Origin of the sequence: Streptomyces venezuelae (genome assembly GCF_008642295.1) — a bacterium.
Taxonomy (GTDB): domain Bacteria; phylum Actinomycetota; class Actinomycetes; order Streptomycetales; family Streptomycetaceae; genus Streptomyces; species Streptomyces venezuelae_C.
In genome coordinates this window covers 1,418,110-1,431,970 of record NZ_CP029190.1, presented here as the reverse complement: position 1 = coordinate 1,431,970, position 13,861 = coordinate 1,418,110, and the positions used below count along the sequence as shown (strand labels likewise).

The window sequence follows — 13,861 nt, the reverse complement described above, 5'->3', positions numbered from 1 at the left end:
CGGCGCCGACTTGGTGCAGGGTGTCGGCATCGGCCCATCCGACGAACGTCCCGGACCCTCACCCGCAGGAGCGGACATGACCGCGTTGACCGCGTACGCGATCTCGGAGCTGGACGCCCACTGGCGCGCCGCCAACTACCTGGCGGTCGGCCAGATCTACCTCATGGACAATCCCCTGCTGGCCGAACCGCTGCGGCCGGAGCACATCAAGCCCCGGCTGCTGGGGCACTGGGGCACCTCACCCGGCCTCAACCTGGTGCACACCCACCTCAACCGCGTCATCAAGGAGCGCTCCCTGGAGGCCCTGTGCGTGTGGGGTCCCGGACACGGCGGACCCGCCGTCCTGGCCAACTCCTGGCTGGAAGGGACGTACACCGAGACCTACCCGGACGTGACGCGCGACGCCGAGGGCATGGCCAAGCTGTTCCGGCAGTTCTCCTTCCCCGGGGGAGTGCCGAGTCACGTGGCGCCCGAGACACCCGGCTCCATCCACGAGGGGGGCGAGCTCGGGTACGCCCTCGCCCACGCCTACGGGGCCGCCTTCGACCACCCCGGCCTGCTGGTCGCCTGCGTCATCGGCGACGGCGAGGCCGAGACGGGCCCGCTGGCCGCGTCCTGGCACTCGAACAAGTTCCTCGACCCAGTCCACGACGGCGCGGTCCTGCCGATCCTGCACCTCAACGGCTACAAGATCGCCAACCCGACCGTGCTGTCCCGGATCCCCGAGGCCGAACTGGACGCCCTGCTGCGCGGCTACGGCCACGACCCGCTGTACGTCACCGGCAGCGAACCCGCCCAGGTCCACCAGGCCATGGCCCGCGCGATGGACCACGCCCTCGACCGCATCGCCCGCATCCAGCGGGAGGCGAGGACGGCGGACGGCGCTCCGGGGCGGGAGTACGGACGCTGGCCGATGATCGTACTGCGTACGCCCAAGGGCTGGACCGGGCCGACGACCGTCGACGGCGAGCCGGTCGAGGGCACCTGGCGCGCCCACCAGGTACCCCTCGCAGGGGTACGGGAGAACCCGGCACACCTGCGGCAGCTGGAGGCGTGGCTGCGCTCGTACCGGCCGGAGGAGCTGTTCGACGCCGACGGCGCCCCGACAGCGCAGGTCCTGGCCTGCCTCCCGCGGGGCGAGCACCGGCTGGGCGCCGTCCCGTACGCCAACGGGGGCAGGCTGCTGCGACCGCTCCCGCTGCCCGCGCTCGACACGCACGCCGTCCACGTCGACAAACCGGGACGCACCCTCCACGAACCGACCCGCGTCCTGGGGCGCTTCCTCGCCCAGGTCCTGCGCGACACGTCCGAGCGGCGGGACTTCCGGGTGGTCGGGCCGGACGAGACCGCGTCCAACCGCCTGGACGACCTGTACACCGCCAGCGGCAAGGCATGGCAGGGCATCACGGAGGCCACGGACCGGAACCTGTCCCGTGACGGCCGGGTCATGGAGATCCTGTCCGAACACCTCTGCCAGGGCTGGCTGGAGGGCTACCTCCTCACCGGCCGCCACGGACTGTTCTCCACCTACGAGGCCTTCGCCCATATCGTCGGCTCCATGGTCGGCCAGCACATCAAATGGCTGAAGACCTCGCGAGAACTGGCCTGGCGTGAGCCCGTCGCCTCCCTCAACTACGTACTCACCTCGCACGTCTGGCGCCAGGACAACAACGGCTTCTCCCATCAGGACCCCGGCTTCGTCGACCACGTCCTCAACAAGAGCCCCGAGGTCGTACGGGTCTACCTGCCCCCGGACGCCAACACCCTGCTGGCCGTGGCCGACCACGCCCTGCGCAGCCGCGACCAGGTCAACGTGATCGTCGCCGGCAAGCAGCCCTGCTTCGACTGGCTGCCGATCGACGAGGCCCGGGCGCACGTGACGCGCGGCGCCGGCGTCTGGGAGTGGGCGGGGACCGAAGCCGGCTCCGGCGGGCCGGACGTCGTAATGGCCTGCGCCGGGGACGTACCCACCATGGAGGTGCTGGCCGCCGCGGCCCTGCTCCGCGAGCACCTCCCGTCGCTGGCCGTCCGCGTCGTCAACGTCGTCGACATCGCCCGGCTGATGCCCCACGAGGAGCACCCGCACGGCATGACGGACGCCGAGTACGACGCCCTCTTCACCACGGACCGGCCGGTGATCTTCGCCTACCACGGCTATCCGTGGCTCGTCCACCGCCTCGCCTACCGCCGCGCCGGCCATGCCCAGCTGCACGTCCGCGGCTACAAGGAGTCCGGGACGACGACCACCCCGTTCGACATGGTGGTCCGCAACGACGTCGACCGCTACCGGCTCGTCATGGACGTCATCGACCGCGTCCACGGCCTCGCCGAACGCGCCGGGGGCCTGCGCCGGACCATGGCGGACCAGCGCCTCCGCCACCACGACTGGATCCGCGAACACGGCGTCGACCTGCCGGAGGTCGCGGACTGGTCCTGGCCCTACTGACCCCTCCTGGCTCGGGGCGGGACCGGGACATGGGCCCCTCGGGCCTCTGCCGTGTCCCACAGGGCCCCTGCATCGTCGGCCGCAGTGACCGAGGCTCCGATCAAGGTGTTCCTCCTCGACGACCACGAGGTGGTCCGTCGCGGACTGCGCGACCTCCTCGACGTCGAGCCTGACATCACCGTCGTGGGTGAGGCGGGCACGGCCGAGCAGGCGCTGTCCCGCGGGCCGGCACTGCGCCCGGACGTTGTCGTGCTCGACGTACGGCTGCCCGACAGCGACGGCATCAGTGTCTGCCGGGAGCTGCGCTCGCGCTTGCCGGGCCTGGCGGGGCCTGGGGGGCCGTTCCGTGATGTTCGCAGATGCTAAGTTGATCGACGCTTCCGGCTCGTCCGCTAGAGCCAGTCGCGCTTCTTGAAGATGACGTACAGGCTGACGCAGACCAATGCCATCAGGAGGATCGCGAAGGGGTAGCCGCCGGCCCACTTGAGCTCCGGCATGGTCTCGAAGTTCATGCCGTAGATGGTTCCCACCAACGTGGGTGCAAACAGAATGGCGGCCCACGAGGAGATCTTCTTGATCTCCTCGTTCTGTTCGAAGCCCGCCTCTGCCAAGGCGCGCATTTCTGCGTTCTGTTGTTGGGAGACCAGTGTCGCGTTCACCGTCAGGATGTCCGTCAGGGCCTGGCGGAAGCCGTCCACGCGTTCGCTGGTGTGGGTCACGTGGTCCGCAACGTCGCGGAGGTAGCGCTGGAGTTCCTCGTCCGTGCCGTATTTGGCGAAGCCCGCCATCAGGCCGTGCAGCATGCCCACCAGCGGGCGGGTGGCGCGTTGGAACTCGACCATTTCGCGGGAGAGTTCGTAGATGCGGCGGGAGACCTCCGGGTCGCCGCGGAAGACCTCCGTCTCGATCTCGTCCATGTCGTTCTGGACACCCGCGACGACCGGGGCGTAGCCGTCGACCACCGCGTCGAGGATGGCGTACAGGACCGCTTCGGGGCCCAGGGAGAGGAGTTCCGGGGTCTCCTCCATGCGGCGGCGGACCGCGGAGAGGTCCGGGGCCGCGCCGTGGCGGACGGTGATGAGGAAGTCCGGGCCGACGAAGACGTGGAGTTCGCCGAACTCGACCTCCTCAGGGGCGTCCAGGTAGCGGGCGGCGCGCAGGACCACGAAGAGGGTTTCGCCGTAGCGTTCCAGCTTGGGCCGCTGGTGGGCTTCCAGGGCGTCCTCGATGGACAGCGGGTGCAGGTTGAACTCGGCGGCGAGGGAGTGGAGTTCGGACTCGGTGGGTCGGTGCAGGCCGATCCAGGCCATGCCGTCGGGCCGGTCGCGCAGCTGCCGGAAGGTTTCGGCGAGGGTGGTGGGGGAGGCGACCCGGTGGCCGTCGCGGTAGACGGCGGAGTCGATCACGCTGCGATGGTCCGGCGCGGTGGGGGAGGCCGCGGCGGCCTTCGGGGCCGACGGGGGAGTGGCGGGGGGAGTCGACGGCGGGGGCGCGGGGCGGCGCCAGCCCGTCCGCTTCGCGGACGGCGAGGAGTGGTTCTCTCGGCGCTCCGGCATCGCTGGCTGGCTCCCTCGGTTGGTTCCGGGTTTCGGGTTCCGGTCCCGGGTTCCTGTTCCTGGGTTGAGTCCTGGTCGGGTCCGGCGGTCGGTGTTCCGGTGGTTTGGGGAGCAGGATATACGGACGAAAGGGGCGGGGGCCTGGCGTGGGGGCGGCTTGAGGACAGGGGCTGGCCGCAATGCTCGCTAGCGTTGCGGGCATGGTTTCCAGGACGCACCCGGTCTACGGTCCCCGCGCGCTGAACCGCGCCACACTCGCCCGTCAGCTGCTCCTCACCCGCGCCGAGCTGTCGGCCCGCGAGGCGGTGGCGCACCTCGTCGGGCTCCAGGCGCAGAACGTGAAACCCCCGTACTTCCAGCTGCACGCCCGGCTGGCCCGGTTCCGGCCCGAGGAGCTGTCCGCGCTGATGGAGTCCCGTGAGGTGGTGCGCATGGTCACCCTGCGGTCCACCATCCACACCCACACCACCGAGGACGCCCTGGCCCTGCGGCTCCTGGTCCAGCCCGCCCGGGACCGGGAGGTCGGCTACTTCCGTGCGGGCCTGGCCGGGGTGGATCTGGAGCGGCTCACCGAGCTCGCGCGCGCTCTTGTCGACACCGGGCCCCGCACCATGGCCGAGATCCGGGAGGCGCTGTCGAAGGAGTGGCCCGAGGCCGACCCGCAGGCCCTCTCGGTCGCCGCCCGCTGCCGGCTCCCGCTGGTCCAGGTCACCCCGCGCGGCCTGTGGGGACGCAGCGGCCAGGTCCGGCTGGCCCATCTGGAGCAGTGGGTGGGGGAGCGGCAAGTGGGCGGGCGGCAAGTGGGTGAGCTGCGGGCGGGTCGGCCGGGGCCGGCCGGCGCGGAGCCCGCGTCTGCCGACGAGGTCGTACGCCGCTATCTGCGCGCCTTCGGGCCGGCCTCCGTCAAGGACATGCAGACCTGGTCCGGGCTCACCCGAATGCGTGCCGCCTTCGAGCGGCTCCGGCCCGAGCTGGTGACCTTCCGGGACCAGGCCGGGGTGGAGCTGTTCGACCTGCCCGACGCCCCGCGCCCCGACCCCGACACCCCGGCCCCGCCCCGCTTCCTGCCCGAGTTCGACAATGTGCTGCTCTCCCATGCCGACCGCAGCCGGCTGGTACCCGCTGATCTCAAAGGCCGTACCTGGAAAGGGAATCAGGCGTACTGCACCCTCCTTGTCGACGGATTCCTCGCCGGGCTGTGGCGGCTCGACGAGGACGAGAAGGGAGAGCGGGCGGAGCTCGTCGTCGAGCTCTTCGGCGGCACCGGGACCAAGGGCACCCGGGAGGAGATCGTTGCCGAAGGGGAGGCGCTGCTCGCCGGGATGACCACCGCCACCCGGACCTCGGTGCGCTTCGGGTCAATCACCGGCTGACGCCCCACTGGTGGCGCGTACCGCACGCGCGGCACGATGCCTGCCGGGGCGGGTTTCGTCCGACCCCGCCGCCTTCGACCGTGCAGTTGTCCCGATGCCAGGAGAGAGCAATGCGGATTCCCATGACCGTGGCGGACTTCCTCGACCGGGCCGAGCTGGGGTTCTCCGCCTCCCCCGGCGTGGTCGACGAACCGGATCAGCCCGGTCCGCCGGTGCCGGAGTCGACGTACGGACGGCTGGGCGAGCGGGTCCGGGCCTGGCAGGCGGGGTTCGACGCGCTGGGGGTCCGGGAGGGTGAGCGGGTGGCGGTGGTCAGCCACAATTCGGCCCGACTGCTCGAGCTGCTCTTCGCCGTGCCCATGAGCGGCCGGATCTGTGTGCCCGTCAACTTCCGGCTCAAGCCTGAGGAGATCGAGTACGTGGTCCAGCAGAGCGGCGCCTCCGTCCTGCTGGTCGACCCCGAGCTGGACAGTGCCCTGTCCGGGGTGACCGCGCGGCACCGGTACGTCCTCGGGGAGCAGACCGAGCACGAGCTGATGAGGTTCGGCATCGAGCCGCGACCGTGGTCCCACCCGGACGAGGACGCCACCGCGACGATCAACTACACCTCGGGCACCACCGCCCGCCCCAAGGGCGTACGGCTCACCCACCGCAACATCTGGGTGAACGGCCTGACCTTCGGACTGCACACCCGGGTGTGGGAGCAGGACGTCTACCTGCACACGCTCCCGATGTTCCACTGCAACGGCTGGGGCATGCCGTACGTGATGGCCGGACTCGGCGTGAAGCAGGTGGTGCTGCGCAAGGTCGACGGCGCCGAGATCCTCCGCCGGGTCGAGCAGCACGGGGTCACACTCATGTGCGGCGCGCCCGCCGTGTGGAACGCGGTTCTCGATGCGGCAGCGGCCTGGGAGGGAGAGATCCCGGGCCGGGACCGGGTACGGGTCGTCTGCGCGGGGGCCCCGCCGCCGAGCCGGATGATCCAGCGGATGGGGGAGGAGCTGGGCTGGGAGTTCACCCAGATCTACGGCCTGACCGAGACCTCCCCGCTGCTCACCTTCAACCGGGCCCGGCCGGCGGATGCGGAGCTGCCGGCCGAGGAGCGGGCCCACCGGCTGTCCCGGGCCGGGCTGCCCGCGCTCGGGGTCCGGCTGAAGGTCTCCGGGTCCGGCGAGGTCCTGGCCCGCTCGAACGTCGTGCTCGACGGGTACTGGGACAAGCCGGAGGAGACCGCCGAGGCGCTGGCGGACGGCTGGTTCCACACCGGAGACGGCGGCACGCTCGACGAGGCCGACGGCCACCTGACGATCTCCGACCGGAAGAAGGACGTGATCATCACCGGTGGCGAGAACGTGTCCTCGATCGAGGTGGAGGACACGATCTTCAGCCACCCGGCGGTCGCCGAGGTCGCCGTCATCGGGGTACCGGACGAGAAATGGGGCGAGACGATCAAGGCCCTGGTGGTGCTCGCCGAGGGGGCCACCGCGGCGGAGGCGGACATCATCGCCCACTGCAAGCGGCGGATGGCCGGCTACAAGGCCCCGACGACCGTCGAGTTCCGCGAGGCCATTCCGCGCACGGCCACCGGGAAGATCCAGAAGTTCAAGCTCCGCCAGCCCTACTGGGCGGGCCGGGACCGGGAGGTCAATTGAGTCGACCGAGTTGACCGAGTTGACCGGGTCGACTCCGTCGGCTGGGTCGGCTCGGTCGGCCGGGTCGGCCGTGCTCCGGGGGCCGGGCGGTGCCGCCGTTCGTGCCGCCGGGGGTAGTCCTCCCGGCGCAGCGGTACTGATCCTTCCGGCGGGGGCCCGCCCGCCGCCGGAGTCGGGCGCGGCAGACCGACAAAAGGATCACTGCGCCGTCCGACCAAGGAACAATTGATCAAGACTCCCCGGCGACTCCACCATGGAACGGCCGCCGCACGACGAACCCAATGTCGGGAGTCTCCCTGTATGGACGCCATGGACGCCCTACGCCGCATGCCTCCGTCGCACGCTCCGACCCTGCACGAACTCGTCCGTGAGCAGGCCGCCGCAACCCCCGGGGCCACCGCAGTCCTCCACGACGGCGGCCGGCTCACCTACTCCGAGCTGGACGAGCGGAGCACCCGGCTGGCCCACGAGCTGCGGGCCCTCGGGGTACGGGCGGAAGCCCCGGTCGGGGTGATGCTGGAGCGCGATCCCGAGCTGATCGTCGCGCTGCTCGGCGTGCTGAAGGCGGGCGGGGCGTTCGTACCCGTCGACCCGTCCTATCCGGCCGCGCGGATCCAGCACATGCTGGACGACTCCGGGGCCCGGGCCGTCCTGCTGCGCGAGTCCCTCCGGGACCGGCTGCCCGAGGGATTACGCGAGGGGACGGGCCGGATCGCGGTGGTTCCGCTCGACGGGGACCGGGAGCGGTTCGCGCACCACCCGATCACCCCGATCACCCCGGTCACCCCGGACCTGCCGGGCATGCCGGCCGAGGGCGCGGTGCGGCCCGAGCACCTCGCGTACATCGTCTACACCTCGGGCTCGACGGGCCTGCCCAAGGGTGTGATGGTCGAGCACCGCGGCATTGTCAGCTATCTGCTGGGCATGCTGGAGCACTTCCCGATGGGGCCGCAGGACCGGATGCTCCAGGTCACCTCGCTCTCCTTCGACGTGTCCGTGTACGAGATCTTCCTGCCGCTGCTGACCGGCGGCGCCACCGTGCTCCCGCTCGCCGGCAGCCACACGGACGCCCGCCACCTCGGCGCGCTGATCGCCGAACACGGAGTCACCTCCTTCCACATGGTGCCCTCGCTGCTGCGGATGTTCGTGGACGGGGTCGATCCCCGGCAGTGCGCCGGGCTCCGCCGGATCTTCGTCAGCGGGGAGGCGCTCGACCCCGCGCTGGTGGCCGACGTACACGACCGCCTCCCGTGCGATCTGGTGAACCTCTACGGGGCGACCGAGGTCTCCGTGGACTCCACCTGGTGGACGGCGCTCCGCGGCCGGCCGGACGCGCCGGTGCTGGTCGGCCGCCCCATGGCGGGTGCCACCTCCCACGTCCTGGACGAGCAGCTGCGACAGCTGCCCGCCGGCGAGGTGGGCGAGGTCTACCTCGGCGGGGCCAGCGTGACCCGCGGCTACCACGGGCGGCCGGCCCTGACCGCGCAGCGGTTCCTGCCCGACCCCTACGGTCCGCCCGGAAGCCGGCTCTACCGCACCGGTGACCTCGGCCGGCTGGAGGAGGACGGCGAACTGCGGCTGCTGGGGCGGATCGACCACCAGGTCAAGCTGCATGGGCGCCGGATCGAACCCGGCGAGATCGAAGCGGCGATGAACGCCCACCCCCGGATCGCCATGGCCGCCGTCATCGCGGCGGGCAGCGGCACCGAGGCCGCCCTGACCGGCTTCTTCACGGCTACGGACCCGAGCACGGACCCGAGCACGGACCCGAGCGCGGACCCGAGCGCGGACCCGGCCACGGCCGTCCGGCCCGAGGAGCTGCGCGCCTTCCTCGCGCAGCGGCTGCCCGCCGCCCTCGTCCCGGCCCGGCTCATCGCCCTGGACGCGATGCCGCTGTCGCCCAACGGCAAGACCGACCGCACCGCATTGGCCGGACTCGCCGCGCTCGCCGCCCGGCAGGACGCATCCACGGCCCCGCCGCCGGCGGAGTCCGGGCAGCACACCGACCCCCTGCTCCGCACGGTCCTCGACGCCATGACCGAGGTCCTGGGCGGCACCCCCGTCGCCGCGCACGAGAACTTCTTCGACAAGGGCGGCAACTCCCTCCACGCGACCCGGCTCGTGGCCCGGCTGCGCTCCGCGCTGGATCCCGGGATCGGCGTCCGCGCCGTCTTCGAGCACCAGACCCCGGCCCAGCTGGCCGATGCGCTGCGCCCGGCCCTCACCGCAGCCGCCGACGGCGGCGCCCAGAGCGCCGGGACGGGTGAACTGTCCGCCGCCCAGCACCGCATGTGGCTGCTGGCCCAGATCTCGGAGACCCCCGCCGAGTACGCGGTCACCGTCGCCCTCCACCTCACCGGCGCCCTGGACACCGAGGCGCTGGGCTGGGCCGTCGACGCGGTCGTGCAGCGGCACGACTCGCTGCGCTCCTGCTTCCCCGAGCGGGACGGCGCCCCGGTGCGCGCCGAGGTCCCGGCCGCGGCCCTGCGGCTGCGGCACGCGCCGCCCGAGCCGGGCGAGGCGGGCGCCGACCCGGACCGGGTGCTGCAGCGCGTGGTCCGCGAGCAGATACCCGGTCTCGACCTCGCCGCCGGACCCCTCTTCCGGCCGGTGCTGGTGCCGCTCGGCGACAGCGGCACGGAACACCTGCTGGTGATCGTCCTGCACCACATCGTGGCGGACGGCTGGTCCACCGAGCTGCTGATGGACGACATCGCCACGCACTACCGGGCCCGGACGGCGGGGGAGCCCGCGCCGTCGCGGCCGGTGGTCCGCTACCAGCGCTACGTGGACATCGAACGCCGCAACGAGCGCGACGGGGTCACCGACCGGCACCTGGAGTACTTCACCGCCGGACTGCGCGGCATCCCCGAGGAGGTGACGCTGCCGGCGGACCACCCCCGGCCGCCGCAGCGCACCGGCCGCGGAGCCACCCTGCGGCTGGAGTTCGGCCGGCCCGGCGCCGACGCCGTGCGCCGCCTCGCCGCCGCCCACCGCACCACCCCCTTCGTGATCCTGCTCGCCGGACTGAGCACCCTGCTGCACCGGACCGGCGGCCACGAGGACGTGGTGATCGGCAGCGCGGTCGCCGGCCGCTTCGACGCCGACGTGGACGACCTGGTGGGCCTGTGCCTCAATTCGGTCGCACTGCGCTGGCCGGTCGGCCCCGGCACCCCGTTCGCCACCGTGGTGGAGCGGGCCGAGGAGAGCCTGCTCGGCGCCATGGACCACTCCGCCGCGCCCTTCGCCCGGGTCGTCGAGAAGCTGGGCGTACGGCGGGACGCCCGGCGCACCCCCGTCTTCCAGGTCATCGCCCTGTACGACGACTTCCCCGACACCCCCGACCTGCCGGGCCTGGCCGTACGCGCCCTGGAGACGGACGACGGCTCCGCGCAGTGCGACGCGCTGTTCACTTTCCGCCCGCCGACCGGCGACGGCCTGGCCCTGAGTATCGAATTCAGCACGGACATCTTCGAGCACACCACCGTCCGCCGCTGGGCCGAACAGCTGGAGACCCTGCTGACCGCCGCGGCCGAGGCGCCGGGCACCACCGTCGGCCGGCTGCCCCTGCTGACCGGAGCCGCGCTGGACACGCTGCTGGCCCTCGGCGAAGGCCCCGGCCGGCCGCTGCCCGCCGGACTCACGCTGACCGGCATGTTCGCCCGCCAGGTGGCGCTCGCCCCGGAGCGCACCGCCCTCACCTGGCGCACCGACACCGGCGAGAGCGCCCGGCTGAGCTATGCGGAACTCGACGAGCGCTCCTCGCGCCTCGCCCACGCCCTGCGCGAGCGCGGCGTCGGCCCCGGCACCCCGGTCGCCGTCTGCCTCACCCGCAGTCCCGACGTCCTGACCGCCGTGTACGGAGTGCTCAAGGCGGGCGGCGGCTATGTGCCCGTCGAGCCGGACAACCCGCCCGAGCGGATCGCCGCGCTGATCGCCGACAGCGGGGCCCGGGTCCTGATCACCCAGCGGCCTCCGGCAGGCGTCCAGGCCGACTCCGTGTTCCCGGCCGGCTCCGTGCTCCTCGTCGACGACCCCGAGGTCTCGGCCCGCTTCCCGGCGACCGTCCCCGAGCCGGCACCGCGCCCCCAGGACCTGGCCTACGTCATCTACACCTCGGGCTCCACGGGCCGCCCCAAGGGCGTGATGGTCGAGCACCACAGCGTCGTCAACTATCTGATGACCCTCCAGGAGACCTTCCGGCTCACCCCCGACGACCGGCTGCTGCTGAAGTCGCCGCTCTCCTTCGACGTGTCCGTGCGCGAGGTGTTCTGGGCGCTGAGCGCCGGTGCCACCCTCGTCGTCGCGGAGCCCGGCCGGCACGCCGACCCCGACTACCTGGTCGAGGCGATCGAGCGGGACCGGGTGACCGTCGTCCACTTCGTGCCCAGTATGCTGCACGTCCTGCTGGAGACCCTGGAGGGGCCGGGCCGCTGCCCCACCCTGCGCCAGGTGATGACCAGCGGCGAGACCCTGCCCGTGCCGACCGCCCGCCGCTGTCTGGAGCTGCTCGGTGCGGAGCTGCACAACATGTACGGCCCCACCGAGACCACCGTCGAGATGACGGGCTTCGTAGTCCGGGGCCGCACCGGCACCGAACGGCTCCCCATCGGCCGGCCCTTCCCCAACACCCGGGTGTACGTGCTCGATGCGGCGCTGCGGCCGGTGCCGCACGGCACGGTCGGCGAGCTGTACGTGGCCGGGGACCCGGTGGCCCGGGGCTATCTGGGCCGGCCGGGGCTGACCGCCGACCGGTTCCTGCCCGACCCCTACGGCCCGCCGGGCAGCCGGATGTACCGCACGGGTGACCTGGGCCGGTTCACCGAGGAGGGGCTGCTGGACTTCCAGGGGCGCAGCGACTTCCAGATCCAGCTGCGCGGCCACCGCATCGAGCTCGGCGAGATCGAGGGCGTGCTGTGCGAGCAGCCGGGGGTGACCGCGGCGGTGGCCCTGGTCCGCAGGGCGGACAGTCCGGAGGCCGCGCACCTGGTGGCGTACGCCGTCCGCCCCGAGCCGCCGTACGGCACGGACCCGGGCCTGCGCGCCAGGCTGGCCGAACGGCTGCCCGGCTATATGGTGCCCACGGCCGTCGTCACCGTCGACGCGCTGCCGCTGACCGTCAACGGCAAGCTGGACCGTGCGGCGCTGCCGGCCCCCCAGGCGGGGCCGGGGGTACGGCCGGCGCCCGCTGCCGGGGCCCCGGCAGCCCCGGCGGCGCTGAGCGGACCCGCGGAGCACGCTCTGGCGGCCATCTGGCGGGAGCTGCTGGACGTCGACGAGGTGGGGCCCGGGGACAACTTCTTCAGCCTGGGCGGCCATTCGCTGCTGGTGGCCACGCTGTCCGCACGGGTCCGCGCCGAGCTGGGCGTCCGGGCGCCGCTGACGCTGTTCCTGCGCCACCCGGTGCTGCGCGAGCTGGCCGCCGCCCTGCCGGAGCCGGAAACGGAACCGCGGCCGGGGCCGGGGGCGGAGCCGGGCAGCGGAGGGCGGCGGGATCACGCCGACGGCCTGCGGGCGCGCGGCGCCGGCCGGGCACCGCTGTCCGCCGCGCAGCGCCGGATCTGGATCGAGGAACAGCTGTGGCCCGGCACCGCCGCCTACACCGTTCCGGAGGCGTTCCGGCTGCGCGGCCCGCTCGACGAGGAGGCCTTCGAGGCCGCCCTGGCGGAACTGATCTCCCGTCATGACAGCCTGCGCACCCGGCTGTCGGACGGCGAAGACCCCCAACTGGCAGTGGATAACGGGCCGTCGGTGCCGCTGCTGCGGACCGACCTGCGGGACGCGGGCGAAGCGGCCGTGCCCGGGCTCCTGGAGCAGGCGGGACGCCGGGCGTTCGCCCTGGACGGCCCGCTGGTGGAGACCTCCCTGGCCCGGATCGGCGACCAGGAGTGGGTGTTCCTGTTCACCGCGCACCACCTGGTCGTCGACGGCTGGTCCTTCGGCATCCTGTGGCGGGAGCTGGAAGCCCTCTACCGCCGGCACACCACGGGCACCGGCCCCCGGCCCGCCCCGCCGCAGCTGGCCTTCACCGACTACGCCCGGTGGGAGGAGGAACGCGTCGCCGCCGGAGCGCACCGCCCGCACCTGGACTTCTGGCGGCGGGAGCTGGCGGGCCTCACCGCCGCCGGTCCGTCGGGCAGCGGCGCCGCGGGCGCCGGAACCCCGGGCGCCGGGGCGACCGTACGGGCGGGCGAGAGCCGGACCGTGCCGCTGGGCGCCGAACTCTCCCGCCAGCTGCGGCTGGTGGCTGCCGAACTGGGCGTGAGCCCGTACGTCCTCACGCTCAGCGCGTTCGCGTACGCGGTCCTCGCCGAGGGCCCCGCGGAACAGGTGATCGGAGTCGAGATCGCCGGCCGCACCGACCAGCGGGTCGCCGACATCGTGGGGCTCTTCGTCAACCACGTGCCGCTGCGGCTGGACCGGCGGACGGGCCGCAGTGCGCGGCAGCTGGTCGGCGCCGTGGACGAAGGCTGGCGGCGGGTGCTGGAGCACTCCGAGGTGTCCTTCGACGCGATCGTGGACGAGCTGGGCGGGCAGCATGCCGCCGACCGGGCGGTGGGCGGCGACATCGCCTTCTCCTACCTGGACTCCCGTACCCCGCCGCGCCTCGACGGCATGGACGTCACCCCGCTGGAGCCCGCTTTCAACGGGACCGCGAAGTTCGGCCTGCTGCTGGAGGTGTTCGACACCCCCGAGGGACTGGTCGGTGTCTTCGAGCACCAGCCCCAGCGGTTCGGCCACGGCCGGATGACCCGGATCAGGAACCGGTGGGAGGCCGCGCTGCTGGTGTTCCTCGCCGACGTCGACGTCCCGCTGGAATCGCTGGACTGAGCT

General features: G+C 72.8%; 5 protein-coding genes and 1 pseudogene. 5 read left to right on the top strand and 1 reads right to left on the bottom strand.

Annotation, left to right across the window (positions count from 1 at the left end; all coding sequences use genetic code 11):
• Positions 1-76: 76 nt before the first annotated feature.
• Both DEJ50_RS06330 and DEJ50_RS06325 read left to right on the top strand, forming a co-directional pair.
• Positions 77-2,446, top strand: a complete 2,370-nt coding sequence (locus tag DEJ50_RS06330; RefSeq protein WP_150206605.1) for a phosphoketolase — start codon at positions 77-79, stop codon at positions 2,444-2,446.
• A gap of 51 nt (positions 2,447-2,497) precedes the next feature.
• Positions 2,498-2,773: pseudogene (locus tag DEJ50_RS06325) on the top strand (response regulator transcription factor); the annotation flags it as partial.
• A 65-nt stretch (positions 2,774-2,838) separates the two neighbouring features.
• Here DEJ50_RS06325 and DEJ50_RS06320 read toward each other — a convergent pair.
• Positions 2,839-4,002, bottom strand: coding sequence for a magnesium and cobalt transport protein CorA (locus tag DEJ50_RS06320; RefSeq protein WP_150206604.1), 1,164 nt, complete (start codon positions 4,000-4,002; stop codon positions 2,839-2,841).
• Between the two features lie 200 nt (positions 4,003-4,202).
• Here DEJ50_RS06320 and DEJ50_RS06315 point away from each other — a divergent pair, with 200 nt between their 5' ends.
• The 3 genes from DEJ50_RS06315 (at position 4,203) to DEJ50_RS06305 (ending at position 13,858) form a co-directional block, all read left to right on the top strand.
• A complete protein-coding gene (locus DEJ50_RS06315) occupies positions 4,203-5,375 on the top strand; it encodes a winged helix DNA-binding domain-containing protein (RefSeq protein ID WP_150206603.1) in 1,173 nt (390 codons plus the stop codon).
• Between the two features lie 110 nt (positions 5,376-5,485).
• Positions 5,486-7,027, top strand: coding sequence for an AMP-binding protein (locus DEJ50_RS06310; protein WP_150206602.1), 1,542 nt, complete (start codon positions 5,486-5,488; stop codon positions 7,025-7,027).
• Between the two features lie 300 nt (positions 7,028-7,327).
• Complete coding sequence (locus tag DEJ50_RS06305) at positions 7,328-13,858, top strand: non-ribosomal peptide synthetase (RefSeq protein ID WP_150206601.1); 6,531 nt, start codon at positions 7,328-7,330, stop codon at positions 13,856-13,858.
• Positions 13,859-13,861: the final 3 nt, after the last annotated feature.